We start from the raw sequence: 26,606 nt of genomic DNA on the forward strand, positions 1-26,606 counted from the left end.
AACAGCTTACTTTTTCAGGTGAGGATAGAGGTTACAGGGTTTCTGGCGCGCATCCAGTTGCTCGCGAATAATCCGCTCCCAGGCGGTACGACAGGCTTTGGTCGACCCTGGCATCGCAAAAATCGCCGTCTGGTTAGCCATACCGGCAATGGCACGCGACTGGATAGTCGCGGTGCCGATCTCTTCATAGGACACCATGCGGAACAGTTCGCCAAATCCTTCGATTTCGCAGTCAAACAACACGCGGATAGCTTCCGGCGCGAGATCGCCAGTGGTAAAGCCGGTACCACCGTTAATCAGAATCACCTGCACATCCTCGCGGGCTATCCAGGCAGATACCTGTGCACGGATGTGATAGAGGTTCTCACTGACAATCGCGCTGCCCGCCAGATGGTGCCCATCATGCTGCAATGCTTCGCGCAGATAATCGCCAGACGTGTCGTCGTCGGCCGTACGGCGGGAGGATATCGTCATCACCGCCACACGCAGAGGAATAAACTCACTGCTGACCTTGCTCATAAATACTCCGTAACGGTATGCGTGATACCGTATTGCTCGGCCGCTTAGCCGCCAATAAAGGAAAGATTCGGGGTAATGCCGCTGTCGCCATCATGCAGAAAATGCGACTGTCGCTTGCTGCCAAGACCGCCGGAAATACGCAATTTCAGCGCCTCCAGTTGCTCGTCATCCATCAGCAAATCGCGCAGTGGAATGCCCTGCTCGCCGAACAGGCACAGGTGCAGGTTGCCGATGGCCGAGACCCGCAGGCGATTGCAGCTCTGACAAAAGTCTTTTTCATACGGCATGATTAGCCCCACCTCACCCTGATAGTCCGGGTGCGAAAACACCTGCGCCGGGCCATCGCTGCGCGAGCGAGCCTGCTGTTGCCAGCCCTGCTGCAACAAACGCTCGCGAATCACCTGCCCGGAAACGTGGTGACGGCGGAACATCTCCCGCCCTTCACCGGTTTCCATCAGTTCGATAAAGCGCAGTTGGATAGGCCGGGTGCGGATCCATTCCAGAAAGGTGTGCAGGCTGTTGTCGTTAACATCACGCATCAGTACGGTGTTGATTTTCACCCGCTGGAATCCGTTAGCGAAAGCCGCATCGATGCCGTCCATCACCTGACGGAATTTGTCCTGCCCGGTAATGGCGTGAAACGCCCGGGCATCCAGACTGTCGACACTGACATTGAGCGCCGTCAGTCCGGCGTCGCGCCAGCTCGCCACATCCCGCGCCAGCCGGTAGCCATTAGTGGTCACCGCCAGCGTACGGATAGCCGGGTTTTCACGAATCGCAGCGATAATGTCGACAAAATCCCGTCGTAAAGAGGGTTCGCCACCGGTCAGGCGTACCTTTTCTGTGCCCAGTTCGGCAAACGCCCGGCCAACACGGCGGATTTCATTCAACGACAAAAAACGATGAGGGGTCGCGCCATTGGGCTGATAGCCGTCCGGCAGACAATAAGTGCAGCGGAAATTACAGACATCCGTTATCGACAGACGCAAATAGTAAAACTTGCGCGCAAACGCATCGGTCAGTTGACTCACCATAAACACCTTTCCAAATACGGGAGATGCGGGCATTTCTACCCTGCACCCTGGTGACCCTCAGGTCACGGCCAGGGAACCCTATTCGCGCTGACTCTCGAACGTAGGTTCCAAGGCTAGGAGTTTGATTTCCCGGCATCGAACACCGATGTCGGATAACCGTGATTACTTCATGAAGTCTATCGCCAAATCAAGCCATCCGTCACTGAAAATGCGGTATATAATCTTGTATATAGCGGATTTCATTCACTATTTTCACGCTCAGCATAGCGGAAATCCGATCAATTTTTCTGACCTGTATCATGGTATGACCGATATCCTCTACTCCCATCGGAGTAAACCGCCTCCCAATGGCGACAGGTTGTCCAGTTAACACAAGACGCCCGCGATGCTACCGCGGGCGTCTTGTGATCATGCTGAGACCAATGCCAATTAAGGCATGTGACTCATGGTTAGTGGGTTTTCAGCCCGGCAGCCGTCATCAGCAGGCGAAATACCGTTGCGACCACACCGAGTGCGAGCACACTGGCTCCCCATAACACGACCATCCATAACAGCCGCCGCCATAGCGATGGCGCGTTTGTCCCCGCCATCAGTGGTATCCCTCCTCCGGCCGTACCTTTCCCCGGAAAACGTAGTAACTCCAGAAGGTATACCCCAGAATAACCGGGATGATCAGCAGTGCGCCAAACAGCATAAATCCCTGGCTCTGCGGTGGCGCAGCCGCGTCCCACAGGGTCAATCGCGGTGGAATGATCATCGGCCACAGGCTGATACCCAGCCCGGTGAAACCGAGGAAGATAAGCCCCAACGTCAACAGGAAAGGCGCGTAATGTGCCTGGCGGCGAACGCCACGCACAATACCTGCCGCACACAACACCACCAAAATCGGAACCGGCAGGAACCAAAACAGATTGGGCAGCGAAAACCAGCGCTGCGCAATGGCAGGATGAGCCAGCGGCGTCCACACGCTGATGACGCCAATAACCACCAGCAACAGCGCCACCAGCGACGGTGCCAACGCTGACATACGGCTATGCAGCGACTGCCCGGTTTTCATGATAAGCCAGGTACAGCCCAGCAGCGCATACGCCACCACCAGCCCGACGCCGCAAAACAGCGAAAACGGTGTCAGCCAGCCGAATACCGGGCCGGAGAAATGGCGATCGGTCACCTCAAAGCCATTGAGCACCGCCCCGACGGTCACCCCCTGAAAAAAGGTCGCCACCACCGATCCCCACAGGAAGGCGCGGTCCCAAAACGGACGGTGTGACGGCGTCGCTTTGAAGCGAAACTCGAAGGCCACGCCGCGAAAAATCAGCCCCACCAGCATCAACGTCAACGGGATGGTCAGCGCATCGACGATCACCGCGTAAGCCAGTGGAAAGGCACCAAACAACCCCGCCCCGCCGAGCACCAGCCAGGTTTCGTTGCCATCCCACACCGGGGCGACGGTATTCACCATCACATCCCGGTCAGCTGGGTTCCGGTGAGTCAGAAATAAAATGCCGATACCCAGATCAAAACCGTCCATCACGATATACATCAGGGTGGCGAAAATAATGATGGCGAACCAGACAACAGAAAGCTCAATACCCATGTTATTTCCCCTCTCCCAACAAATCCTGCGCCGCCGATAACGGTCGCGCTGGTGTCTGCGCCAGTCCCGGTTCACCGTTGGGCGCACCCTCTCCCGGTCGCGGTCCTTTTTTAATCAAGCGCACCAGATAGGCATACCCCACGCCAAATACCGACAGGTACACCACAATAAATAGCAGCAAACTCACACTCATCTGCAGGTCGCCGTGTGCCGATACCGCCTCACGGGTGCGTTGCAGGCCGTAAACCACCCACGGCTGGCGGCCGACTTCGGTAGTGAACCAACCGGCCAGAATGGCGACTAACCCCGACGGCCCCATCAGCAGGGTGAACCACAAAAACGGCCGCGACTGATACAAACGCTGACGCCAGCGCAGCCACAACCCCAGAACACCCAGCAGGATCATCAGCATTCCCAAACCGACCATGATGCGAAACGACCAAAACACCACCGGCGAGTTGGGCCGTTCGTCTTTAGGGAAGCTCTTCAATGCCGGGACCTGTTTATCCAGACTGTGGGTCAGGATCAGGCTCCCCAGATAAGGAATTTCCAGCGCATAGCGGGTGGTTTCACGTTCCATATCCGGCCAGCCCACCAAAATCAGCGGCGTCGGTTCGCCGGGTGGGTTATCCCAGTGGCCTTCAATCGCGGCAATTTTAGCGGGCTGGTATTTCAGTGTATTCAGACCATGCATATCGCCCAGCAACGCCTGAACGGGGGCGACAATCAACGCCATCCAGAGCGCCATCGACAACATTTTGCGAATCGCCGGGGTATCGTTGTGCCGCAACAAATGCCAGGCGGCAGACGCACCGACAAAAAAGGCGCTGGCAAGAAATGCCGCCGTCGCCATATGCATCAGTCGGTACGGGAAAGAGGGATTGAAAATAACCGCCAGCCAGTCTACCGGCACCACCACACCGTTATGAATTTCGTGCCCCTGCGGGGTCTGCATCCAACTGTTGGAGGCGAGGATCCAGAACGTGGACATGATCGTACCGAGTGCCACCATGCACGTCGCGAAAAAGTGCAACCCCGGCCCGACCCGCTGCCAGCCAAACAACATGACGCCGAGAAAACCGGCTTCCAAAAAGAATGCGGTCAGCACCTCGTAGGTCAACAATGGGCCGGTAATGCTGCCAGCAAACTGCGAAAAACCGCTCCAGTTGGTACCAAACTGGTAGGCCATCACCAGACCGGACACCACACCCATACCAAAGTTAACGGCAAAGATTTTCGACCAGAAATGGTAGAGATCACGGTAGTCGCGGTTTCTGGTTTTCAGCCACAACCCTTCCAGCACAGCCAGAAAACTGGCCAGCCCAATAGTGATGGCGGGAAAAATGATATGGAAGGATACCGTGAACGCAAACTGTATCCTTGCCAGATGAAATGCATCGAGTCCAAACATGCCTTACCCCTGGACTGTTATCAGCCCTGCTATCGTTTTACTTGTCGGCTGGCACGCAGGCCAGAATCAGGAAACAGCGCCGACGTGCGCCGATGATATACGCGCGGGAAATATCGCGCCGAGGCGAGATACCACCGGCACTGATCTTAAAATGGGCAGGAGTGAATGGGTATAAACAGTCTGCGTTATTTAGACTATAACAGTTTGAACATCATTGAATTATTTCATTATCAATCAACAATAAAATCAAATGATAATTTTTAAAGTCCTTTGAAAACAAATGAATGGTAAATATCGATAGAGATATAACAGAATAATTTATTACAAATTAAATCAGGAAAGAATATATTCCCCCTTCGGTATCGTTGCCTGTCTGATGTCCAGCCAGCCTGTTCACCACCAGACGTTGCAGTATTCGCGGTACGGTTTGCCGCGAGCCGGGCAGATGCCCTTTACCCTGTTGATAACCAGCGCTGAAATTTTCTGTTGGCGCTTATGCAGCTTTGGGCAAAGATGTGGTATATAACCGCTACTTTTTAGGGTAGATAACCGGAATATAAGGGCAGGTATGGGCAATCGCACGTTGGCGGAGCTGGGTAGCGTGGTCGCGCTGGGTGGCGGCCATGGACTGGGGCGCGTGATGTCATCGCTCTCTTTTCTCGGCTCGCGGCTGACAGGCATTGTCACCACCACCGACAATGGCGGCTCTACCGGGCGCATTCGCCGCTCGGAAGGCGGTATTGCCTGGGGCGACACCCGTAACTGCCTTAATCAGCTGATCACCACCCCCAGTGTCGCCTCCGCCATGTTTGAATACCGCTTCAACGGCAACGGCGAGCTATCCGGCCACAACCTGGGTAATTTGATGCTCAAAGCGATGGATCACCTCAGCGTGCGTCCACTGGAAGCCATCAACCTGATACGCAATCTGCTTAACGTCGACGCGCTCTTGATCCCAATGTCAGAGCAGCCGGTTGACCTGATGGCGATTGATGCGCAAGGCAACCCGGTGTACGGCGAAGTGGCGGTCGATCAACTCGCCGCACTGCCGCAAGACCTGATGCTCTATCCGAGCGCACCGGCCACACAGGAAGCGTTGACAGCGATAGCCGAAGCAGACCTGATCCTGATTGGGCCCGGCAGCTTTCTCACCAGCCTGATGCCGCCTTTACTGCTGACCGATCTGGCTCAATCGCTGCACAACGCACGTGCGCCGGTGGTCTATATCGGTAATCTGGGGACTGAACAAAGCCAGATAGCCACCCGTCTGACACTGGCCCAAAAGCTGCAACTCATCGAAAGCAAGATCAACCGGCGCATCATCGATGCCGTTGTTGTCGCTCCCCAAACCGATACCCACGGCGTGAACGACCGCCTGATTATCCGACAGCCGCTGGGGGCACACGATGTCCCTCACCACCACGATCGCCAATTGCTGCAGGCCGCGTTAGAGCAGGCCGTGCAAGCGTTGGGGCTATGTCCGGCTTAAGGTTCAACCCTCAGCCACGGCGTATGGGTCACCCCCACTAGCAGCCCCTCAGGGCTGAGGAAGCGGGTGACCGTCTGCCCCCAGGGTTCCAGTCGGTTATCCACCAGCAATGGGTAACCCTGTTGTTTGATTGCCTCGGTCGCCGCCCCGATATCCGCCACTTCCAGTTCCATCCAGCCTTGCGGAATCGGATAGGTTGACGGCCAGCTGTCGGTACCAAAGCAGGACTGGCTCGCCTGTGCCAGCGGCCATAATGCAAAGTGCTTCACACCGTCCAACGTATCGCAGGTCAGGTAGGCGTCATTACCTTCCATCGGTTTTATCGGCAGATTCAACAAGGTCTGATAGAACGTCTGACTGGTCGGCACCGACACCGTTATTGGCCCAAAGCCAGCGACGAACAGGACATCGACACCAGAAAGCGGCACATCGGGGATCGTATTTTTCATCACGCTATCACTCTTGTATTCAGCAGTATCGCGTCACGCCGCTGGCAACGCATGCCAACAGCACCAACGCAGTCAGGATGCCGCAATAAACTGTTCGCGCAGCGCATGGATTTCGTCGCGCAGACGGGCGGCCTCTTCAAACTCCAGATTCTGTGCATGGGTCAGCATCTGGCTTTCCAGCTCACGGATTTTCTGATCCAACGCTTTCGGCGACAGTTGCTGATACCGGGCCGCCGGTTCCGCCGCTTTCTTGCCGCGACCTTTGCCCTTGCCGTTAACAGACTGACCAATCTGCAAAATGTCGCCAATCTTCTTGTTCAGCCCCTGCGGCACAATGCCATGCTGCTCATTGTAGGCCTGCTGTTTCTCACGGCGGCGTTGGGTTTCATTGATGGCGCGCTCCATCGACGGCGTAATCCTGTCGGCGTACAAAATCGCCTTGCCGTTAAGGTTACGTGCCGCACGGCCAATGGTCTGAATCAGCGACCGCTCCGAGCGCAGGAAGCCTTCTTTGTCGGCGTCCAGAATCGCCACCAGCGACACTTCCGGCATGTCCAGCCCTTCACGCAGCAGGTTGATCCCCACCAACACGTCGAATTCGCCCAGTCGCAAATCACGGATGATTTCTACCCGCTCCACGGTATCGATATCCGAGTGCAGGTAGCGTACCCGCTCGCCGTGCTCTTCCAGATACTCGGTCAGGTCCTCCGCCATACGTTTAGTCAGGGTGGTGACCAGCACTCGCTCGTTAATGACCGCCCGCTTGCGGATTTCCGACAGTAAATCGTCCACCTGCGTGGTGACCGGGCGCACTTCCAGCACCGGGTCCAGCAGGCCGGTCGGCCGCACCACCTGATCGATTATCTCGCCGCCAGATTTTTCCAGTTCGTAATTACCCGGCGTCGCTGAGACATAAATGGTCTGCGGTGCCAGCGCTTCGAATTCCTCAAACTTCATCGGCCGGTTATCCAGCGCCGAGGGTAAGCGAAACCCGTATTCCACCAGCGTTTCTTTACGCGCCCGGTCACCACGATACATGCCCCCCAGTTGCGGGATAGTCACGTGGGATTCGTCAATCACCAGCAGCCCATCGGCGGGCAGGTAATCAAACAAGGTTGGCGGCGGTTCGCCGGGGCCGCGTCCAGACAGAAAGCGGGAGTAGTTTTCAATGCCGGAGCAATACCCCAGCTCATTCATCATTTCCAAATCGAAGGTGGTGCGCTGCGCCAGCCGCTGCTCTTCCAACAGTTTATTGTTGGCCAGCAACACCTGACGGCGTTCTGCCAGTTCGACCTTGATCTCTTCCATCGCCTGCAAAATGCGTTCGCGTGGCGTCACATAGTGGGTTTTCGGGTAAATGGTGTAACGCGGTACGGTTTGCACGATGTGGCCGGTGAGCGGGTCAAACAGCGACAGCCGCTCCACTTCTTCGTCAAACAACTCGACCCGCAGCGCTATCTCATCGGATTCCGCCGGAAAAATATCGATGACCTCACCGCGAACCCGGAAGGTGCCACGGCTAAAGGCCTGATCGTTACGGGAATATTGCAACTCCGCCAGCCGACGCAAAATAGCGCGCTGATCAATCAGCATGCCTTGCGTCAGGTGCAACATCATCTTCAGGTAGAGGTCCGGATCGCCCAGACCGTAAATGGCCGATACCGACGCCACCACCACCACGTCACGCCGCTCCAGCAAGGCCTTAGTCGCAGACAACCGCATCTGCTCGATATGTTCGTTAACCGAGGCGTCCTTCTCGATAAAGGTATCGGAGCTCGGCACGTAGGCTTCAGGCTGGTAGTAATCGTAGTAGGACACGAAATACTCCACCGCGTTGTCCGGAAAAAACTCCTTCATTTCGCCATACAACTGCGCGGCCAGGGTTTTATTCGGCGCCAGCACCATGGTCGGCCGGTTGAGGTCCGCAATCACGTTAGCGATGGTAAACGTCTTGCCGGAACCCGTTACCCCCAGCAACGTCTGATGCGCCAGGCCGTCTTCCAGCCCCTCTTTCAGACGACGTATCGCTTCAGGTTGGTCGCCTGCGGGCTTAAAGGCAGAATGCAGTTTGAACGCTTTACTCATGAACAAGACACCCGGATAAAAAACGGTTGGAATCACGCATCAGAGACGAGTCGGCATGACCCGCATCATCGACAGGAAAGGGATACGTCTAGTATGAAAACCCCCAGCCAGATTTGCCAGCCTCATATTACTGGATATAAAAACAGCATCAAGTAATTCTTAACCATTGACCACACACCAGCACGTGCCCTCGTTGACTAGCACAGAGTGATGTTGCTATCCAGCAAAAAATCTCGCATTTATCCCCAGAAATACTGTTTCTCAAATTATCTGCTACGACCAGTGCCGGTAATTTATTCAGCTCTGCCGCTCTGACATAAAAGTGACTTGATTTTAATTAATTTACTGATTTTAAAGTACTTCATAAAAAAGCGGAGTTTAGCACCAAACCCGGTGCAACCCGCGCCAGCTCTTGGCTGGCGCGTTTTTTCTAACCCTAATACACACAGTTATCCACAGAAATAGTGGATAACTCCCACAAGCGCCCGCGCCTCCTGTATTGGCGTCTTTCGTTACCTTGGTCCGTTAGAGACCGGCAAACGACTTTTAAACAAAATTTCCGTGTTTGACGTGCCGCTTATTATAAAAAAAAGTGCTAAATGACACAGACTTAGCAAAAAGAAAAACTGCTGGCCCAATGGTGCGGACAGCAGTTTTCAAGATGGTTTTTTCTATCAATTTCAATTAGAAACAGGGATAAAACCACGACTCATGCAACATTCACCTAACTTCGTTAACCTCTTAGTAAAGTGATGTTTAAGTAATCGCCAATATCCTGCTGAAACGGCTCGGATAAATACGGGATTTCGCCTAACAGGGGAGCCGGAAGGTTATCCTGCAACGTCTGCAAATAGGCCCCGTGATAACGCCCTGGCGGCTGCACGGCATTGGCAATCCACCCCGCCAGCCTGACACCGGCGTGCTGTACTGCCTGCGCGGTGAGCATGGCGTGATTGATGCACCCCAGTTTGACGCCGACGACCAAAATCACCGGTAGCGATTCTGCCTGCACCCAGTCGGCAAAGGTTTGCCGCCCGGCAAGCGGCGTAAACCAGCCGCCAGCGCCCTCTACCAAGACCCAGTTCGCCTGACGCTCAAGGTGGCGCAGGCCGTCGCTGAGGGTAGAAAAGGCAATCGGTCGATTTTCCTCTGCACTGACGATATGGGGCGACGTCGGCTCCATAAACGCCAACGGATTAACCGCTTCATAGGGCAGTGCCAGCGTGCTGTTGGCCTGTAGCTGCAAGGCATCGCTATTGCGGATGCCGTGTGGAGTTAGTTCACACCCGGACGCCACTGGCTTATAACCTGCGGTACGGTATCCGGCACGACGGGCAGCCTGCAACAGTGCCACACTGGCAACGGTTTTCCCCACTTCGGTATCGGTTCCGGTGACAAACCAGCGCTCAGTCACGGTGAATCACTCCAAAAATGCGTTGATAGGTGAGCGGATAGCCTTGTGGATGACGGCTATAATGCGCAGCCAACGCGGTCAGTTGCCGACGGCTCAAGCCGCGCGGCTCCCGCCCTTCCCGCAGCCAGGTCGCCCCTACGCCTTTGACGGAGCGCATCAGGTCCAGTACGTCGGGGAAATAGCATGTCGCGGGGGCTGGCGAGATATCGGCGTGGTAACGACGACAGGCTGAAACAATGGCTTCCAGCGACAAGAATCGATTAATACGCCGGGAACCATCCAGTCGCTGCCAGGCGTCATCCAGCTCGGCCAGCGTCCCCTGAGCCAGCGTACAAAAGGCAATCACCCCGCCGGGCCGGGTGACCCGATAAAGCTCGGCCAGACCAGCGGCAAAGTCATCACACCATTGCATCGCCATATTGCTAAAACTGATATCCACGCTGCCATCCGCCAGCGGCAAGTGCTCGATATCCCCCTGAAGGTAGTGTGTCGCCGCCTGACGCTGACGCGCCATCGCCAGCATATCCACGGACAGGTCCAGCGCCGTCACCCGTTTTCCGCTCGCCTGCCAGCGCGCACTGAAATAGCCAGTACCACAACCGGCATCCAGCAGTTCGCCGCCGCGATGTTCACCGACCAGCGCGATCAGGTGTTCACCGCTTTCACGTTGTAGCGCGGCAAAGCGGTCATACCGTGAAGCCGCCCGACCGAAAGCACGAGCGATCGCCTGCTTATGGGGGGACGCCACGTTCAACACCCCGTCAACCTGCGTCATGCAACACCTCCAGCAGTCTGTTGATGTCGTCAGGCTGATGACTGGCTGTCAGGGTAATGCGCAAGCGTGCCGTACCCGGAGGCACGGTGGGCGGCCGTATGGCGTTGACCCACAGCCCCGCGGAGCGCAATTGCTGCGACAGCGCCAGCGACCAGGCATTATCACCGACAATCAACGGTTGAATGGCGCTTTCTGATGCCAACAGGCGAAACGGCAGGCCAGCAGCCCCCTCACGAAAACGTCGGACATTCTGCGCCAGCGAATCACGCCGGGCCTCTCCATCATCGCCGCGAATCACTGCCAGCGCCGCTGACAGCGCACAGGCTTGCGCCGGTGGCATGGCAGTGCTGTATATCAGATGGCGGGCAAACTGTAGCAAGTATTCTGCAATCGACTGACTACACAGCACCGCCGCGCCGCTGACACCAAAGGCTTTGCCGAAGGTGACGATCAGCAACTCAGGTTTCACCCCTTGTTGAGCGCAACAGCCGCGCCCTTGCGCCCCCAGCGTGCCGATACCGTGGGCATCATCCACCATCAGCCAGGCGCGATGTGCGTGACAGCACTGGTGCAATGCCGCCAGCGGTGCCGTATCACCATCCATGCTGAATACCCCTTCGGTGACCACCAGCGTCTGCCCGCCAACCGGTTTTTCCAGCAATTGTTGCAGTGACTCCGGCTGATTATGGTGAAAGCGGCGTAGCGTCGCAGGCGACAGGCTGGCGGCCTCCAGTAACGAGGCATGGCTGAGGCGATCCGCCAGAATGCGGTCGCCCTCTGCCATCAGTGCGGTTATCACCGCCTGATTCGCCGCAAAACCGGAGATCATCAGCACAGCCCGGTCATATCCCAGCCAGTCCGCCAACTGTTGCTCCAGTTGCTGGTGTGCGGTGGTATACCCGGTCACGTGGCCGGAGCCGCCGCTGCCCACACCGAACTGCTGCGCCCCCTGCTGCCAGGCGCGCACTATCGCCGGATGCTGACTCAACCCCAGATAATCATTACAGGAAAAATTGAGATAGCGTTGTTGCTCGCGCACCAGCCAGCGACCGCTGCCGCCGTCATTGGCCAGACGCACCCGATAAGCGTCTTGCGCCTGCCGCTGTGCCAGCGCCTGATCGATCCGTTGCTGCCAGCTCATTTATACCGCCGCGTTGTAATATTGCTCAGTATCGGTATGCAGCAATTGCTCGGTCAGATGCTGCTGTTGCTGGTTATCGCCATATTCGGTTTGGGTTTGCTGCGGGTTAAGCCCCAGTTTGCGAAACAGCAACAGGTCCTTATCTTCTTTCGGGTTTGGCGTCGTCAGCAGTTTGCAGCCATAGAAAATGGAATTGGCACCCGCCATAAAACACATCGCCTGTGTCTGTTCGCTCATCTGTTCACGACCGGCGGACAGCCGCACATAAGACGTCGGCATCATGATGCGCGCCACCGCGATGGTGCGGATAAAATCGAACGGGTCCACATCGTCGTTTTCCGCCAGCGGCGTGCCCTTCACTTTCACCAACATGTTGATGGGGACACTCTCCGGCGGCGTCGGCAGATTGGCCAGTTGCACCAACAGGCCAGCACGGTCACGCACCGTTTCCCCCAGCCCGACAATCCCGCCGGAGCAGACTTTGATACCGGCGCCACGTACCTTATCCAGCGTATCGAGCCGTTCCTGATAGGTACGGGTAGTGATGATGTTGCCGTAAAACTCCGGCGAGGTGTCCAGATTGTGGTTGTAGAAATCAAGCCCAGCGGCCGCCAGCCGTTGGGCCTGATCGCCATGCAGCGTACCCAGCGTCATGCAGGTTTCCATACCCATCTCTTTCACGCCGCGCACCATTGATTCGAGATACGGCATATCGCGCTCGTGAGGATTTTTCCACGCCGCGCCCATACAGAATCGGGTCGAGCCGGCTGCTTTTGCCTGACGGGCGGACTCCAGTACCTGCTCAACCTGCATCAGCCTTTCGGTTTCAATGCCGGTGCGGTAACGGGCGCTTTGCGGACAATATTTGCAATCTTCCGGGCACGCGCCGGTTTTGATGGATAACAGTGTGCTGACCTGCACCTGACGGGGATCAAAGTGCTGGCGATGCACCTGCTGTGCCTCAAACATCAGTTCCAGAAACGGCTTATCAAACAAGGCTTGCGCCTGTTCCAGTGTCCAGTTTACGCGTTCGGTCATCGTCATTGCTCCGGGTAAAAAAGTCTCGCCAGTGTAATTTATGTGGGTATACTGTCAACCAAATTGAGATCAGATTAGTTGACAACAGTATGAATCAGGATGACCTGGAGTTCGACCTGCGCCATATCTGGCACCCTTACACCTCTATGACGGCCCCACTGCCCTGTTATCCGGTCACCGCTGCCAGCGGCTACCAGTTGCAGTTGGCTGATGGCCGCCAGTTGGTGGATGGCATGTCGTCCTGGTGGGCGGCGATTCATGGCTACAATCACCCGCGATTGAATCAGGCGCTGCAAGCACAACTGGCACAGATGTCGCATGTCATGTTTGGCGGCATCACCCATCCGGCGGCGGTGGCACTGTGCCGCCAGTTAGTGGCGATCACCCCGGCGGCACTCGAGTGTGTGTTTTTGGCCGACTCTGGCTCGGTGGCGGTAGAAGTGGCGATGAAGATGGCGTTGCAATACTGGCAGGCACGCGGGGAACGTCGTCAGCGTTTTCTGACGCTGCGCCACGGCTATCATGGCGATACCTTCGGTGCGATGTCGGTGTGCGACCCGGACAACTCGATGCACAGTCTTTATCAGGGATATCTGCCACCACATCTGTTTGCCGATGCGCCGCGCGGCGGGTTTGACCAGCCGTGGCAACAGGAAGATATCTCGGCGTTCAGCGCATTGCTGCAACAGCATCAGCGTGAAATCGCCGCCGTCATTCTGGAACCTATCGTGCAGGGTGCGGGCGGTATGCGCTTTTATCATCCCGAGTACCTGCGGCAAGTCCGCCAGTTATGCGATAAGCATGGCATCTTGTTGATCGCCGATGAAATCGCCACCGGATTTGGCCGCACCGGGCGTCTGTTTGCCTGCGAACACGCCGACGTCACGCCGGATATCCTGTGTCTTGGCAAGGCGCTAACCGGTGGCTACATGACACTGTCCGCTACACTGACCACCCGCGCAGTCGCCGATACGATCAGCAATGGCGAGGCCGGTTGTTTTATGCACGGCCCGACCTTTATGGGGAACCCGCTGGCATGCGCTGTGGCCCACGCCAGCCTGACGCTGCTGGCGGAAAATCACTGGCAGGCGCAGGTGGCGGCCATCGAAGAGCAACTGCGTCAGGCATTGCTGCCGCTCAGTGATGCACCGGCGGTTGCCGATGTGCGGGTATTGGGCGCTATCGGCGTAGTGGAAACCCGTCACCCCGTCAATATGGCGAACCTGCAGCGGTTCTTTGTCGAACGGGGAGTATGGATTCGCCCCTTTGGCAAACTGATTTATCTGATGCCACCGTTTATCATTGAACCGCAGGCATTAGCACAATTAACCCACGCTATCGCGGACGCCGTGAGTGGTGCCCATCCCTCGTTTTTCCACTGAACCATACTTTCTGCATGCCTGGCTATTTAAACGCCAGGCAATCCCCCTTAAGGAATAATTATCAGCGTGTTGGTAAAATATTTTTCTGTTTATTTTTTACCCACAAAAGAGGCTAAATTACCTCGGGTATATCCATAGTGTTAAAAGTAATTACCGGCATAGCATTCCCACCCGGTTATTAATTAAAAGACAAAAAAGACAAATGTTTTTCCGTAATAGAACAGTAACAAACCTTGTTATTAGCTTTTACCATTTCGTCATATTTATGTCTGTTCTAATCGACATCATGTCCTGAATGGTCATTCTTCACCGACGGTAACTCCTCTAGTATTCGTGCCATACACAAACCTTAAGGAGGAGACCAAGATGACCCGTCTGATCCACAAAAACATGGATGTTTGCGGCCCTGATACACAACTCGATATTATTTACCCTACTGATGAAGTGGCTATTGAGGTAAAAAAATACATCGCTGATATTTATCTCAAGACGTATAAAGCGACAATTTCGCCCTCACCTGACATCATTATTTGTAGCCGAAATGCCAGTGACAAAAAAATTGTCGCCAGTGCTGGCATCACGTTCGCCGCACAACATGACAAGCTATTTTCCGAGCGTTATTTACCCGACTCACTGGAAGCATTGATAAATCGGAACGCCACCCAGCCGATATACCGCCATCAATTGGTTGAGATAGGCGCGCTGGCTTCCGATAACCCGAATGCGTCTGCTGACCTTATTCGTACCCTGCCGATTCTTTCCTGGTTCATGGGAGCAACGGCTATTTTGTGTACATCCACCCGGCGGTTAAGAAAATTACTGAGTTATTACCACATCCCCTTTGAGCCGATCACCGATGCATCTGCGTTGGCGCTGTCAGAGCAAGAGCGGCAAATCTGGGGGAGCTATTACGACCAATCGCCCCAGACCGGCATTATTCGGCTTTCTCAGTGCGGCCACCTGTTCGAGCACTTTTCTGGTCGTCTGATGATGGCGGATTTTAATAACCTGATTCGGGAATCAAAGGTGGCGGCATGAATATCCTTAGTCGCATTGTCGAACAGGCCAGCCAGACTCCGGATGCCCCGGCCATCATCCAGTTGCAAAACGCGGGCGATGAAGCCCACTACAGTTATTCGTCCCTACTGCACGACGTCCGTAAGCTGGCGGCAGACATTCTCGCTCAGGAAACCTCACAATCCGGCGACGCGCAGCCAAAACCTGTCGGCCTGATTATGGGCAACAGTGCGGAGTGGGTGGTGGCGGATTTAGCCCTGCTGTATGCCAACCGGGTCGAAGTCCCCGTACCGCTGGCGTTCTCAGCAGAACAGGCCGCCTGGTTGCTGCGCGACTGCGATGTCATTTTGATGGATGAAATCGGCCAGCAACAACTGGATGTGTGGCGTCAACGCGGGTTATCGCTGGATGCCAAACTGATCCCGATTTCGCTTTCCGATCTGTCGGGATTATCTGCAAACGCCGGTGATCTGCCTGACGTAACGCAGGATACGATCATCAAGGTCATCCATACCTCCGGCACCACCAGCCAGCCGAAAGGGGTGCAAATCCGCCGTCATGGTCTGGATGCACTGGTCGATGCGTTATGGCAACGCGCCGCCCAAGGTGATTACCACCGCTATTTATGTCTGGTCCCACTGAGTCTGTTGATAGAACAGGTCACCGCGATTTATATGCCGCTAACTTCTGGCGGTGCCATCGTGTTGCCACCGGTCACGTTACCGCCATTAGGGAGCCCAGGCGTTCAGGCCGTCGACCGTTTACCGCTGATCGCCTCAGCCCGCCCGACTGCCATGACACTAACCCCGGCATTGGTGGAAGCGCTGGCCGAAAAAGCCTGGGGCTGTACGCCGGAAAACCGGTTGCAGACACTCTTTGGACACGATCGCCTGCCCCTGTTGGCAGTCGGCGGTGCCCCGGTAGACAGCGACATCCTGCACGGTCTTAATCAGCTCGGTATTCCGGTTTACGAAGGGTACGGCCTGAGTGAAAACAGCTCGGTGGCCAGTTGGAATTGCCGTGGTGCACATCGCATCGGCACCGTTGGCCAACCGCTGTCACATGTAGAAGTCCGTCTGGCCGACGATGGTGAGTTGTGCTTACGCAGTTCCTCATTATTTGCTGGCTATGCAGGCGAAGACCCCAGCAGTTGCCATGTTGATGAAGATGGCTGGTTGCATACCGGAGACATCGCCCGGCTGGATGATGACGGTTTTATCTCCATCATTGGTCGTAAGAAAACCATGATCATCACCGCCAACGGCAGAAATATTTCCCCCGAATGGCTGGAAACGGCTTATCGCTCGGTGCCCGGGGTTTTGGCCGCGATTGTGTTTGGCGACAAGCAGCAGTTTCTTAGCGGCATATTTATCGTGAACGACACCAGCAAAGCGGACACGATCCGCCAGGCGATTGGGGACTATGCCCGCCAGCATTTGAATGAACTGGAGCATATCAGCAACCCGATCCTGCTCCCCCACCATCCAGACATCATGGAACAACTGTTCACCGTTACCGGTCGGCCACGCCGTAATGCCGTTGCTGACTTTCTTGCACACAATGAGGTTAATGTCGAATGAATATCAAGGAAATGGCTCACACATCCTATGCTGGGTTGATTATTACTTCACTGGACGAAGGCGATGTTACCGCACTGACATCGGACTACTTACTCAATCAGCTCCGTACCCACGGCTATCTGATTCTGAGGGGTTTCCGCCACAGTATTGCCGATTTCTCCGAACGCGTGCGCAGTACCAGCAGCCGCATCAGCCTGGACCCAGCCCGCAGTTTTGATGGCGACACCGCACAGAAGGTAGACGCAGGTTATGACAAGGTCGGCCTGCATTGTGAAAACGGGAATAGCCCTTTCTGGCCGGATCTGTGCTGGTTCTATTGCCAGAAAGCGCCGACGCAGGGGTCACAAACCACCGTCTGCGATGGTAAAGCCGTCTATGAAAAAATGAACGCCGCCCAGCGTGCCGCCTTCACATCACAGGATATCGTTTATTCACGACGTGTGGATGAGAAGAAGTGGAAAACCTATGCGCTGCATGCGCTGGCCGGTCAACCGGGCGCGCCGACCTCGATTGACGACATCACGCTGGAGCACCTGTACTCCGTCGCACAAAGCGATGTCGGTATGCGCATTGACAAACTTGATGACGGTGCGATCCGTTATTCGTTCCAGACTCCGGCAATTATTGGCAGCCGTCTGAATACGAAGGAAACACATAACTTCGCCAACAGCATTTTCGGGCCATCGAATAACTATGAAACACCGGTTATTACCTTCGCTGACGGCAACCCTATCCCGGATACGCTGCTGGCCGAAATGGATGACCTGTGCGAAAGCCTGACCTTTGATGTGGGCTGGCAGCAAGGCGATATCGTGCTGATTGACAATACCCGTGTCATGCATGGTCGTCGTCGCATCGAAGACAAAGACAGAACCATCTTCAATGCCCTGTCTTACGTATAACGACACTGCACAGCCGGAATCATCTCACTATTCAGGAATCAAGGAGTAAGGGAATTGATGCGTACCGAAAACGTCATGGATGCGTTCAAATCTATTAACCAATACGCTCATCTTAATAACCTGCATCCCAACCGGATGCCCTGGGAAGAAGCCGCCACCGACAAGGAGTTAACCTTTCTGTCGTGGGCGCTGGTTGGGCAACATGAACAGCAGCCAAAAGCCATCGCTTATCTGTATAAGGAGCTGTCACAATTAGCGGAAATCGAAATGCATGTTTCCACGGTGATGACACGCATTTTGTGCGAACTGCAGTCGGATAACCCCAGCGTACTGGCAGGCGATGGTCTTTATCATGCGTTGTCATGTTTTGCTTCTGAAGAAGTCAATCATGCCAATAGCTTCTATCAGTATGTGCGCCATCTTTCCGGCCGTGATATCAAACTGAGCAATAACCTGCACCAGCAGCGGATTGCGCTCTATAACGATAATGACGATCCGCTGATCAAACTGGCAGCGCTGTGCGCCACCGCGTATGTCGGCGAAACCGTGATTACCGTGTTCGAACGTCGGCTGAAAGTGCTGGACCCGATGCAGCATGGCTTTTTGACCCGACTGCTGCATTTTCATGGCCTGGATGAAGCGCGCCATATTCAGTGTGATCACGCTATTTTCGACCATCTGATCCCGAGTTTCACCGCCCAACAGCGTACCCGCATGCACCAGTTGGTGACCGAAACTGAACGATTGAATACCGAACTGGCTAAAGCATCGGCCGAGACGGTGAAATCCGCGTTCGATATCGATTACACCGAAGGCAATGATGCGGCGGAAACGCAGCTGGCCATGACGTTGCGTTTTCGGGACATCGTGCAGTCCGGCGAGATGATCCGCAAAGTGGATGATCACATGGACGAAGAGACACAAGCGCTGGTCGTTAATTTCTCCAAATCCTCTCATATACATAGCTGGGGTCCTTTCGCATGAAAGAACACGCTCTGAATGCGGCAGCAATGCCGCAACCTAAAACACGTTTAGGTGTGGTGGCGATTGTCGCCACCCTGTTTCTTGCCGCAGTGGATAGCACCATTGTCAGTACCGCCCTGCCAGCCATGCGTGATGAGTTGGGTCACGCTGAACTCTGGCCCTGGATCATGTCCGGCTTCTTACTGCCCGTGGCATTGATTGCTCCGCTGGCCGGTGCCTGCGCTGACCGCCTCGGTGTTTCCATCACGCTGAAAACCAGCCTGATCATCTTTCTGGCCGCCTCGGTTCTGGCGGCGGTCAGCCCGACGATGGGCTGGCTGATTGCCGCACGTGTCTTGCAAGGGTGTAGCGCTGGCGGCCTGATTGTATTGACCTACGCGTTACTCGCCAGCCTGTTTGACGCCAGCCAGCGTGGCAAAATGCAAGGCATGCTCAGCGCCGTCTGGGGGCTTGCCGCTATTATTGGCCCACTGTGCGGCAGCGTGTTAACCCATTGGTTCGGGTGGCGCTCCATTTTCTGGTTTAACCTGCCCGTCGGGCTGGGTGCGTTGCTGTTGCTGGTGTTTACGCCGACGGTGGGTAAACGACAAAACACGGTCCGCCTCGATATGACTGCACAGTTAGCGCTCATCGTGCTGGCCAGTGTGCTGATGTGGCTGATGACCAGCTCATCACGCCTGATGGTGCCTTGGTTTGCCCCTGTCGCACTGGTGCTGATCAGTGCCGCGCTCCTGGCCTTTCGCTTGCAAAAACAACCGCTCAGCAGCCCGATTCCCGTCGAGTTTTTCCGCCACGGTGCGCTGTTCTCGGTCATTGTATTGGTCATGCTCTCCAGTGCGGGTCTCTATGCTTCCGTCACACTGCTCCCCCTGGCGCTCAGTCAGTCTGGTGGCACGCTGTTATCGGGTGGGCTGCTGATTATGCTGGCCGCGTTAGGCTGGGTCGTCGGCTCCGCCGTGTGCGGCAACCTGCTCGCCAAACGGGGATATCGGACCATGGCGGGTGCCGGTATGGCGTTACTGGCTATCGGCTGTATGGTGATGAATGCTGCGCTGACGCTTAATCACACGTTGGTTATCGCGTTGGCACTGGTCATGATTGGTCTGGGGATGGGTTTTACCGCCACCACAACACTGGTGCTGGCCCAAAACAGCGCACCGCCAGAGCGTCTGGGTGCCTGGACCTCAACCATCCAGTTTTTACGCAATATTGGCGCAGCCGTTGGCGTCAACCTGTTGGCGACGCTGCAACAGCATATTCAAACAGGAAATACATATCAGACTTGTTTCGCGTTATTGGGGGGAAGTATGCTGGTAGGCCTAATTTTTTGTTTCCTTATCCCCAATTACTATCAAAAATCCTGACAGTAACGGGCAACACTGACGGATGCATAATGGACGACGTGATCCACCAGCATGACGCTTTTTTTACAGAACGTATTCTTGATTCGGTTTCCGTATCTGAAAATGTACCGCACCAGCACACTCAGGGACAGTTTGTTCTGGTGCGTCAGGGAATACTGTACGGTCACACGGCATTTCGAAACTGGCTGATTAAACCGGGCATGGCGGTGTGGATACCGCCGAATGTGGTGCATTGGGGGCATGCCTTACATCGGGTTGATTTAACCGTACTGTATGTTGCCCCATCGCTGTGCCACTGCTCGTCGAGTGAGATAAAACTGTTGGATGCGTCCACATTTATCGTCGGCTTGTGCGAACGCCTGGCCTTTGCTCACACCGCACTGAGCGATGAACGCCGCGATCGCATCCTGCAACTGCTCTTCGAAGAAATTGAGGAAATGCCCTCCAGCAACCTCTCCCTGCCTTTACCCGGCGATCACCGCCTGAAAAAAATCACCGACTGTCTCATCGCCACACCGGCATTACGCCGCAGCCTCGCCGAATGGGGAAAACTGGTGGGGGCGACGGAACGTACGCTAGCCAGACTGTTTGTGCGCCATACCGGGCTACGCTTCACCGAATGGCATAACCGCCTGTTATTATCCGAAGCCTGGCGCGGACTGGCCGACAATAAATCCAATGATGACCTGGCTATCCAGCTAGGGTTTTCATCCAGCGACTCTTTTGGGCACTGGTTTCGCCGCATGACCGGCAACAGCCCTAGCCATGCTCGCAGGCACCTCAATACACAAAATTCCCCCGCGCCCTGAGTCTACAAACCCTCTCCACCCGCATCCACGGCGACTGACATTGGTGTTCTGTGTTACCAGAACACCGATGACCGTATCGCCTCACTTACGCGAATTGTCACTTTCATTCGATATCATGACTTTATCGAGCATTCCCGCTTAGATTGTGCTGCGTTACCGTAAGCACACTACGATTTACGATAAAACACGATTCACGATAAAAAAGGAAATGACCCATGCTGGAATATAACCTGATGAAATTGATGCATGCGCTGGCGGCAGTGGCTGCCACTGGCCCGTTACTGTTTGCTCCCTGGCTTTCATGGCGGTTGCAATCCTGCCAACAGACCCCTGAAAAGCAACTGTTGCTGAGTGGATTAACCATTACCGACAGATTTTACAACGTGGCAGGCTGGCTGCTGATGATAAGCGGGGCCGTCATGCTGTGGCTGGATGACTGGCACCGCTTATTCCAGTTATGGTTTGTCCTGAGTGTGGCGTTTTTCGTCATCGACTCTATCGCCGAAAAAAAATGGCGTGACCCGGCCACGACCGCACTCGACACCACCGCTCCTGGTGAACCCAGCTGGTTATTGCATACCTCCCGACTGCACCGTGCGGTGTTAACCCAAATGGGGTCAACCAGTCTGATTTTGCTGGCGATGTTATTGCATAACCAGTTGACGATGAGTCTGCTGAGCATCACCTCATTTATCCACTAAACCCAGCCAGATTCATTCCCTCCTCTTATTACGCACAGCGCAATGATTGCTGCCACCTCCCTCCGGTGGCAGCGCACAGGTCACCACTATTTCTTTGAACTCTATCCAGAATTTTATCCCGCTGACTTGAAGGCCACCTGAAGGCTGCACTAGTGTTGATGTGGACTATTGATGTGAATTGTTAATGTGAACGACCTCTCTGGCAGGACAACGGCGAGCGCTCTCCCACATGCGCTGTGAAGCGGTATTGCTGTTGTCTGCAACCGCTGTACCACCTCAAATAACGAGAAATCTACACATGGAAAAAAGTGCGACACGACAAAAGGCGCTTCTCATCGCGCTTCCCTTACTGTTTTCCCCTCTGGCAAGCGCAGTACAACAGGCCGTGCTCGATACCCGTGGCGCACCGTTGATCACGGTCAACGGGCTGACATTTAAAGATCTGAACCGCGACGGAAAACTCAACCCGTACGAAGACTGGCGTTTACCTGCGGCAGAGCGGGCGGCGGACCTGGTCTCACGCATGACGCTGGCGGAAAAAGCCGGGGTGATGATGCACGGTTCCGCGCCAACGGCAGGCAGCGTCACCGGTGCCGGTACTCAGTATGATCTCAATGCGGCAAAGACCATGATTGCCGATCGCTACGTCAACAGCTTTATTACCCGGCTTTCCGGCGATAATCCGGCCCAGATGGCCGAGGAAAACAATAAATTACAGCAACTAGCCGAAGCCACCCGGCTGGGGATCCCTCTCACTATCAGTACCGACCCGCGCAGTTCGTTCCAGTCACTGGTCGGCGTCAGCGTGTCGGTGGGTAAATTCAGCAAATGGCCGGAAACGCTTGGACTGGCAGCAATTGGCGACGAAGAACTGGTCAGACGCTTTGCCGATATTGTGCGCCAGGAATACCGCGCCGTCGGCATCACCGAAGCGTTATCACCGCAGGCAGACCTCGCCACCGAACCACGCTGGCCACGTATTGATGGCACCTTTGGCGAAGACCCTGACCTGACGAAAAAAATGGTGCGCGGTTATGTCACCGGTATGCAGAACGGTAAAAATGGTCTCAACGCACAAAGCGTCATTTCGATAGTAAAACACTGGGTCGGTTACGGTGCGGCGAAAGACGGTTGGGACAGTCACAATGTTTACGGCAAGTACGCGCAATTCCGGCAAAACAACCTGCAATGGCACATCGACCCGTTTACCGGAGCGTTTGAAGCCCATGCGGCGGGTATCATGCCGACTTACTCCATCTTGCGAAACGCGAGCTGGCACGGCAAACCCATTGAACAGGTCGGGGCCGGGTTCAATCGCTTCCTGCTCACTGACCTGCTGCGCGGTCAGTATGGTTTTGATGGCGTCATCCTCAGCGACTGGCTTATCACCAACGACTGCAAAGGCGATTGCCTGACTGGCGTGAAGCCGGGGGAAAAACCAGTGCCGCGCGGTATGCCATGGGGTGTGGAGAAACTGACACCCGCCGAGCGCTTCGTCAAAGCCGTGAATGCCGGGGTTGATCAGTTCGGCGGCGTCACCGACTCAGCGCTGCTGGTGCAGGCGGTACAGGACGGCAAACTGAGCGAAGCTCGCCTTGATACCTCCGTCAACCGCATACTGAAACAGAAATTCCAGACCGGATTATTCGAACGCCCCTACGTTAATGCCACACAAGCCAACGACATCGTCGGCAGAGCAGACTGGCAACAACTGGCAGATGACACCCAGGCCCGCTCACTGGTCCTGTTGCAAAACAATAATCTGTTACCACTGCGTAAAGGCAGCCGGGTCTGGCTGCACGGTATTGCGGCAAACGCGGCACAGGAGGTTGGCTTTATCGTCGTGAATACGCCAGAACAGGCCGACGTAGCGCTGATCCGCACCCACACGCCATACGAACAGCCACACAAGAACTTTTTCTTCGGCAGCCGCCATCATGAGGGGTCACTGGCGTTTCGCAACGACAACCCGGACTATCAGGCTATCGTGCGCGCCAGCGCTAAAGTGCCAACGCTGGTGACCGTCTATATGGAACGCCCCGCCATCCTGACCAATGTGGTGGATAAAACCCGTGCGGTGGTCGCCAACTTTGGCGTTAGCGATAGCGTATTGCTCAACCGGCTGATGTCAGGCGCGGCTTATACGGCAAAATTGCCGTTTGAACTGCCGTCGTCTATGTCGGCGGTGCGCAACCAGCAGCCCGATCTGCCTTATGACAGCGCAAAACCGCTGTTCCCATTCGGTTATGGCCTGCCTCACTGAGCCGCCGTCACGGTTCCATGCTATTTAGTCCATGGCATGGAACCAATGTGATGGAGCGAACGTAACAAACGTAATGGTACACAAGTCGTCCCGGCGTCCCCGGCGTCATGGCGGCGACTTGTTCCCCCCAGCCAATCTGAATCTATCCACGCCCCAGTCAATCTGCTGTCATTCATGAAAAGCCGAACGGCAGAGGTGAAACTCCCCTCTCATTTTTGTGATTCGTAGCACACTAGCGACATTAGCGTTATCATCATCTTAACGGTTCTTCAGGATTTTCCTCTATGCGCAATACCATCACACTGTGCTGGCAGTATTTACGCGCTTTCGCATTGATTTATCTGTGTCTGTTTATTGGCAATGCGATATCCGCGCTACTCCCGATTACCATTCCCGGCAGCATTCTCGGCATGTTGGTGCTGTTTGCCTTGCTGGCATCGCAAATTCTGCCGTCGCGCTGGGTCAAGCCGGGTTGCCAGTTACTGATCCGCTACATGGCACTGCTGTTCGTGCCTATCGGGGTGGGGGTGATGAATTATTATGGCGTTGTGCGCGATCAGTTCGGCCCCATCGTCGTTTCCTGTCTGGTCAGCACATTTGTGGTCATGACAGTTGTGGGTTACACCACCCAGATGATGCACCGTGATCGGGTAGCACCAGACCGGAACACCACAGACACGAAGGAAGAGAAATAATGCTGAATTATCTGTGGTGGTCACTACCGCTGACGCTGGTGGTTTTCTTTGGCGCCCGTCACGTAGCGTTAACGTTGAAAATGCCATTACTGAACCCGTTGCTGGTCTCGATGCTGGTGATCATCCCGCTGCTGCTGGTTCTGGATATCCCTTACAGTCACTATTTTAGCGGCAGCGCCATCCTCAACAGCCTACTGCAACCCGCGGTGGTGGCGCTGGCTTTTCCATTATATGAACAGCTACATCAAATCCGCGCGCGCTGGAAATCCATCATCAGTGTTTGTTTTATCGGTAGCGTCACCGCCATTATTTCCGGCACCGTGATTGCCTTGTGGCTCGGTGCTTCGCGGGAAATCGCCGCCTCCGTGCTGCCAAAGTCGGTCACCACACCAATCGCTATGGCTGTTGCCAGTGCTATCGGCGGCATTCCCGCCGTCAGCGCTCTGTGTGTGATTCTTGTTGGTATTGTCGGCGCAGTCATGGGCCACGCGTTATTAAATCGGTTAAATATTCGCGCCAAATCTGCCCGCGGACTGGCAATGGGAACAGCGTCACACGCACTCGGTACCGCCCGCTGCGCGGAAGTCGATTTTCAAGAGGGTGCCTTCAGCTCGCTGGCTCTTGTTATCTGCGGCATCATCACTTCACTGATCGCGCCATTCCTATTTCCGGTGATCGTCCGTCTGATGGGGGCATAACGCCCCCCTTCAGTCTGTTTTTCCTGCTTGCAACTGGCTTAAAACCTGCGAGATATCTCGCATTTGTAATTTCTTTTTCATTCATTTCATTCTAAAAGTGATAATAATCACAAATATTAGCTGTATCACTGTCCACACTTGGGTCAGTACGCCTTGTAAACCGGGAAAGAGAAACCACCATGCAAGCACGCTTTCATGACGCCTTCACGCAATTGCCTGCAACGCTACAAACCGCACTGGCACCCATACTGGCGCGTGACGATTTCGCCGCCATGCTAACCGCTGACGACGTCCGCCAGATTTGCGCCCACTGCCATCTCGACGCCGATGGGCTGGCCTTTGCCCTGCTGCCGCTGGCTGCCGCCTGCGCGCTGACGCCAGTGTCTGATTTTCACGTCGGTGCCATCGCACAAGGTGTCAGTGGCGCATTCTACTGGGGCGCCAATATGGAGTTTGACGGCCTGCCGTTACAGCAGACTATCCATGCCGAACAAAGCGCGATTAGCCACGCCTGGTTGCGCGATGAACCCGCGTTGCGCGCGGTGACCGTCAATTACACGCCCTGTGGTCACTGCCGCCAGTTCATGAATGAACTGAACAGTGCACCTGAATTGCGTATTTGTCTGCCGGGACGCGCGGCGGCCCCGCTCGGCCATTACCTGCCGGATGCCTTTGGCCCACGAGACCTGGCGATCAACACCCTGTTGATGGATACCATCGATAATGGATTAACACTGGCAACGGATGACACGCTGTGTCAGTTAGCGCTAGCCGCCGCCAACCGCAGCCATGCGCCGTACAGTAAAGCGTTTAGCGGCATCGCGCTGGAGACGCGGCAAGGCCACCGCTATACCGGTCGCTACGCGGAAAACGCCGCGTTCAACCCCAGCCTGCCCCCGTTACAGGCCGCGCTGAATCTGGTCAATCTGGCTGGCGAAGCATTCAGCGACATTCAGCATGCGGTTTTGGTGGAATCAAGCCATGCCACACTCAGTCAGTGGAGTCTGGCCCAACCGTTGCTGGCCTCGTTAGGGTGCACTTCGCTGCATCGCGCGCTGGCCGATTAAGACATGACGCCGCCGTCTTATTCATCGTGAGAATATCGTGGGAATAATGAGATGGCGGCATCCTCACCTTGAGGCTGTCTATGTTGGTCGCTGAAAGCTGTATCTATGTGACTTCCCCCACATATTTTTTATATGCAAGTCATCTGTAATTATTTTAATTAACAATCCCTGTACATATTTGCTGGGTACTTT

24 protein-coding genes and 1 riboswitch are annotated in these 26,606 nt (G+C 55.2%); of the genes, 13 read left to right on the top strand and 11 right to left on the bottom strand.

The annotated features are described in order from the left end of the window. Positions 1 to 6: 6 nt before the first annotated feature. The 5 genes from moaB to DD586_RS12230 form a co-directional block, all read right to left on the bottom strand. Positions 7 to 519, bottom strand: a complete 513-nt coding sequence (moaB, locus tag DD586_RS12215) for a molybdenum cofactor biosynthesis protein B (RefSeq protein WP_012885133.1) — start codon at positions 517 to 519, stop codon at positions 7 to 9. 44 nt (positions 520 to 563) lie between these two features. Beyond that, positions 564 to 1,553: a GTP 3',8-cyclase MoaA gene (gene moaA, locus DD586_RS12220; protein WP_012885134.1), complete on the bottom strand. Its 990-nt coding sequence runs from the start codon at positions 1,551 to 1,553 to the stop codon at positions 564 to 566. After that, positions 1,541 to 1,685, bottom strand: a riboswitch (molybdenum cofactor riboswitch). Its footprint overlaps the gene before it by 13 nt. 317 nt (positions 1,686 to 2,002) lie before the next feature. Beyond that, positions 2,003 to 2,143, bottom strand: coding sequence for a DUF2474 domain-containing protein (locus tag DD586_RS21435; RefSeq protein WP_012885136.1), 141 nt, complete (start codon positions 2,141 to 2,143; stop codon positions 2,003 to 2,005). Continuing rightward, entirely contained in the window at positions 2,143 to 3,150 is a 1,008-nt protein-coding gene (gene cydB / locus DD586_RS12225) for a cytochrome d ubiquinol oxidase subunit II (RefSeq protein WP_012885137.1), read from the bottom strand. Before cydB ends, DD586_RS21435 begins: the two co-directional genes overlap by 1 nt. Before the next feature lies 1 nt (position 3,151). Beyond that, the gene (locus DD586_RS12230) at positions 3,152 to 4,561 is read right to left on the bottom strand and encodes a cytochrome ubiquinol oxidase subunit I (protein WP_012885138.1); all 1,410 of its coding nucleotides are present in this window, start codon (positions 4,559 to 4,561) and stop codon (positions 3,152 to 3,154) included. Positions 4,562 to 5,129: 568 nt separating this feature from the next. On the opposite strand from DD586_RS12230, the gene DD586_RS12235 reads away from it, so the two are divergent. After that, the gene (locus DD586_RS12235) at positions 5,130 to 6,050 is read left to right on the top strand and encodes a gluconeogenesis factor YvcK family protein (protein ID WP_012885139.1); all 921 of its coding nucleotides are present in this window, start codon (positions 5,130 to 5,132) and stop codon (positions 6,048 to 6,050) included. On the opposite strand, the gene DD586_RS12240 is transcribed toward DD586_RS12235, so the two are convergent. The 6 genes from DD586_RS12240 to bioB all read right to left on the bottom strand — a co-directional run bounded on the left by DD586_RS12240 (position 6,047) and on the right by bioB (position 12,952). After that, positions 6,047 to 6,499 (bottom strand): VOC family protein, encoded by a 453-nt coding sequence (locus tag DD586_RS12240; protein ID WP_012885140.1) that lies wholly within the window; start codon positions 6,497 to 6,499, stop codon positions 6,047 to 6,049. The genes DD586_RS12235 and DD586_RS12240 overlap by 4 nt on opposite strands. A gap of 72 nt (positions 6,500 to 6,571) precedes the next feature. Continuing rightward, positions 6,572 to 8,584 carry an excinuclease ABC subunit UvrB gene (gene uvrB, locus DD586_RS12245; RefSeq protein ID WP_012885141.1) on the bottom strand — a complete coding sequence of 671 codons (2,013 nt, stop codon included), beginning with the start codon at positions 8,582 to 8,584 and terminating at the stop codon, positions 6,572 to 6,574. Between the two features lie 733 nt (positions 8,585 to 9,317). Then, positions 9,318 to 9,998 carry a dethiobiotin synthase gene (gene bioD / locus DD586_RS12250; RefSeq protein WP_012885142.1) on the bottom strand — a complete coding sequence of 227 codons (681 nt, stop codon included), beginning with the start codon at positions 9,996 to 9,998 and terminating at the stop codon, positions 9,318 to 9,320. After that, positions 9,991 to 10,773 carry a malonyl-ACP O-methyltransferase BioC gene (gene bioC / locus DD586_RS12255; RefSeq protein WP_012885143.1) on the bottom strand — a complete coding sequence of 261 codons (783 nt, stop codon included), beginning with the start codon at positions 10,771 to 10,773 and terminating at the stop codon, positions 9,991 to 9,993. Before bioC ends, bioD begins: the two co-directional genes overlap by 8 nt. Then, positions 10,760 to 11,914 (bottom strand): 8-amino-7-oxononanoate synthase, encoded by a 1,155-nt coding sequence (gene bioF / locus DD586_RS12260; RefSeq protein ID WP_012885144.1) that lies wholly within the window; start codon positions 11,912 to 11,914, stop codon positions 10,760 to 10,762. The genes bioC and bioF overlap by 14 nt, the downstream gene beginning before the upstream one ends. Next, positions 11,915 to 12,952, bottom strand: a complete 1,038-nt coding sequence (bioB, locus tag DD586_RS12265; protein ID WP_012885145.1) for a biotin synthase BioB — start codon at positions 12,950 to 12,952, stop codon at positions 11,915 to 11,917. 89 nt (positions 12,953 to 13,041) lie between these two features. On the opposite strand from bioB, the gene bioA reads away from it, so the two are divergent. The 12 genes from bioA (at position 13,042) to cdd (ending at position 26,414) form a co-directional block, all read left to right on the top strand. Further along, entirely contained in the window at positions 13,042 to 14,334 is a 1,293-nt protein-coding gene (bioA, locus tag DD586_RS12270; RefSeq protein WP_012885146.1) for an adenosylmethionine--8-amino-7-oxononanoate transaminase, read from the top strand. Between the two features lie 366 nt (positions 14,335 to 14,700). After that, positions 14,701 to 15,372 carry a thermostable hemolysin gene (locus DD586_RS12275; RefSeq protein ID WP_012885147.1) on the top strand — a complete coding sequence of 224 codons (672 nt, stop codon included), beginning with the start codon at positions 14,701 to 14,703 and terminating at the stop codon, positions 15,370 to 15,372. Further along, positions 15,369 to 16,931, top strand: coding sequence for an AMP-binding protein (locus tag DD586_RS12280; protein ID WP_012885148.1), 1,563 nt, complete (start codon positions 15,369 to 15,371; stop codon positions 16,929 to 16,931). The genes DD586_RS12275 and DD586_RS12280 overlap by 4 nt, the downstream gene beginning before the upstream one ends. Further along, positions 16,928 to 17,833, top strand: coding sequence for a TauD/TfdA family dioxygenase (locus tag DD586_RS12285; protein WP_012885149.1), 906 nt, complete (start codon positions 16,928 to 16,930; stop codon positions 17,831 to 17,833). The genes DD586_RS12280 and DD586_RS12285 overlap by 4 nt, the downstream gene beginning before the upstream one ends. Before the next feature lie 57 nt (positions 17,834 to 17,890). Continuing rightward, positions 17,891 to 18,817 carry a hypothetical protein gene (locus tag DD586_RS12290; RefSeq protein WP_012885150.1) on the top strand — a complete coding sequence of 309 codons (927 nt, stop codon included), beginning with the start codon at positions 17,891 to 17,893 and terminating at the stop codon, positions 18,815 to 18,817. Further along, positions 18,814 to 20,181, top strand: a complete 1,368-nt coding sequence (locus DD586_RS12295; protein WP_012885151.1) for an MFS transporter — start codon at positions 18,814 to 18,816, stop codon at positions 20,179 to 20,181. Before DD586_RS12290 ends, DD586_RS12295 begins: the two co-directional genes overlap by 4 nt. Before the next feature lie 29 nt (positions 20,182 to 20,210). Next, positions 20,211 to 20,990, top strand: a complete 780-nt coding sequence (locus tag DD586_RS12300) for a helix-turn-helix domain-containing protein (RefSeq protein ID WP_012885152.1) — start codon at positions 20,211 to 20,213, stop codon at positions 20,988 to 20,990. A 215-nt stretch (positions 20,991 to 21,205) separates the two neighbouring features. Beyond that, positions 21,206 to 21,691 (top strand): hypothetical protein, encoded by a 486-nt coding sequence (locus DD586_RS12305; protein WP_012885153.1) that lies wholly within the window; start codon positions 21,206 to 21,208, stop codon positions 21,689 to 21,691. A gap of 298 nt (positions 21,692 to 21,989) precedes the next feature. After that, the gene (locus DD586_RS12310) at positions 21,990 to 23,954 is read left to right on the top strand and encodes a glycoside hydrolase family 3 protein (protein ID WP_012885154.1); all 1,965 of its coding nucleotides are present in this window, start codon (positions 21,990 to 21,992) and stop codon (positions 23,952 to 23,954) included. Positions 23,955 to 24,238: 284 nt separating this feature from the next. Beyond that, a complete protein-coding gene (locus DD586_RS12315; protein WP_012885155.1) occupies positions 24,239 to 24,649 on the top strand; it encodes a CidA/LrgA family protein in 411 nt (136 codons plus the stop codon). Beyond that, complete coding sequence (locus DD586_RS12320; protein WP_012885156.1) at positions 24,649 to 25,347, top strand: CidB/LrgB family autolysis modulator; 699 nt, start codon at positions 24,649 to 24,651, stop codon at positions 25,345 to 25,347. Before DD586_RS12315 ends, DD586_RS12320 begins: the two co-directional genes overlap by 1 nt. A gap of 179 nt (positions 25,348 to 25,526) precedes the next feature. After that, the gene (cdd, locus tag DD586_RS12325; RefSeq protein WP_012885157.1) at positions 25,527 to 26,414 is read left to right on the top strand and encodes a cytidine deaminase; all 888 of its coding nucleotides are present in this window, start codon (positions 25,527 to 25,529) and stop codon (positions 26,412 to 26,414) included. Positions 26,415 to 26,606: the final 192 nt, after the last annotated feature.

It is taken from the genome of Dickeya parazeae Ech586 (assembly GCF_000025065.1).
Taxonomy (GTDB): Bacteria; Pseudomonadota; Gammaproteobacteria; order Enterobacterales; family Enterobacteriaceae; genus Dickeya; species Dickeya zeae.

What these genes read in the sequence shown, in the direction of transcription:
- moaB (WP_012885133.1), bottom strand. Translation starts at nt 519, where the DNA reads ATGAGCAAGGTCAGCAGTGAGTTTATTCCTCTGCGTGTGGCGGTGATG.
- moaA (WP_012885134.1), bottom strand. Translation starts at nt 1,553, where the DNA reads ATGGTGAGTCAACTGACCGATGCGTTTGCGCGCAAGTTTTACTATTTG.
- DD586_RS21435 (WP_012885136.1), bottom strand. Translation starts at nt 2,143, where the DNA reads ATGGCGGGGACAAACGCGCCATCGCTATGGCGGCGGCTGTTATGGATG.
- cydB (WP_012885137.1), bottom strand. Translation starts at nt 3,150, where the DNA reads ATGGGTATTGAGCTTTCTGTTGTCTGGTTCGCCATCATTATTTTCGCC.
- DD586_RS12230 (WP_012885138.1), bottom strand. Translation starts at nt 4,561, where the DNA reads ATGTTTGGACTCGATGCATTTCATCTGGCAAGGATACAGTTTGCGTTC.
- DD586_RS12235 (WP_012885139.1), top strand. Translation starts at nt 5,130, where the DNA reads ATGGGCAATCGCACGTTGGCGGAGCTGGGTAGCGTGGTCGCGCTGGGT.
- DD586_RS12240 (WP_012885140.1), bottom strand. Translation starts at nt 6,499, where the DNA reads ATGAAAAATACGATCCCCGATGTGCCGCTTTCTGGTGTCGATGTCCTG.
- uvrB (WP_012885141.1), bottom strand. Translation starts at nt 8,584, where the DNA reads ATGAGTAAAGCGTTCAAACTGCATTCTGCCTTTAAGCCCGCAGGCGAC.
- bioC (WP_012885143.1), bottom strand. Translation starts at nt 10,773, where the DNA reads ATGACGCAGGTTGACGGGGTGTTGAACGTGGCGTCCCCCCATAAGCAG.
- bioF (WP_012885144.1), bottom strand. Translation starts at nt 11,914, where the DNA reads ATGAGCTGGCAGCAACGGATCGATCAGGCGCTGGCACAGCGGCAGGCG.
- bioB (WP_012885145.1), bottom strand. Translation starts at nt 12,952, where the DNA reads ATGACCGAACGCGTAAACTGGACACTGGAACAGGCGCAAGCCTTGTTT.
- bioA (WP_012885146.1), top strand. Translation starts at nt 13,042, where the DNA reads ATGAATCAGGATGACCTGGAGTTCGACCTGCGCCATATCTGGCACCCT.
- DD586_RS12275 (WP_012885147.1), top strand. Translation starts at nt 14,701, where the DNA reads ATGACCCGTCTGATCCACAAAAACATGGATGTTTGCGGCCCTGATACA.
- DD586_RS12280 (WP_012885148.1), top strand. Translation starts at nt 15,369, where the DNA reads ATGAATATCCTTAGTCGCATTGTCGAACAGGCCAGCCAGACTCCGGAT.
- DD586_RS12285 (WP_012885149.1), top strand. Translation starts at nt 16,928, where the DNA reads ATGAATATCAAGGAAATGGCTCACACATCCTATGCTGGGTTGATTATT.
- DD586_RS12290 (WP_012885150.1), top strand. Translation starts at nt 17,891, where the DNA reads ATGCGTACCGAAAACGTCATGGATGCGTTCAAATCTATTAACCAATAC.
- DD586_RS12295 (WP_012885151.1), top strand. Translation starts at nt 18,814, where the DNA reads ATGAAAGAACACGCTCTGAATGCGGCAGCAATGCCGCAACCTAAAACA.
- DD586_RS12300 (WP_012885152.1), top strand. Translation starts at nt 20,211, where the DNA reads ATGGACGACGTGATCCACCAGCATGACGCTTTTTTTACAGAACGTATT.
- DD586_RS12305 (WP_012885153.1), top strand. Translation starts at nt 21,206, where the DNA reads ATGCTGGAATATAACCTGATGAAATTGATGCATGCGCTGGCGGCAGTG.
- DD586_RS12310 (WP_012885154.1), top strand. Translation starts at nt 21,990, where the DNA reads ATGGAAAAAAGTGCGACACGACAAAAGGCGCTTCTCATCGCGCTTCCC.
- DD586_RS12315 (WP_012885155.1), top strand. Translation starts at nt 24,239, where the DNA reads ATGCGCAATACCATCACACTGTGCTGGCAGTATTTACGCGCTTTCGCA.
- DD586_RS12320 (WP_012885156.1), top strand. Translation starts at nt 24,649, where the DNA reads ATGCTGAATTATCTGTGGTGGTCACTACCGCTGACGCTGGTGGTTTTC.
- cdd (WP_012885157.1), top strand. Translation starts at nt 25,527, where the DNA reads ATGCAAGCACGCTTTCATGACGCCTTCACGCAATTGCCTGCAACGCTA.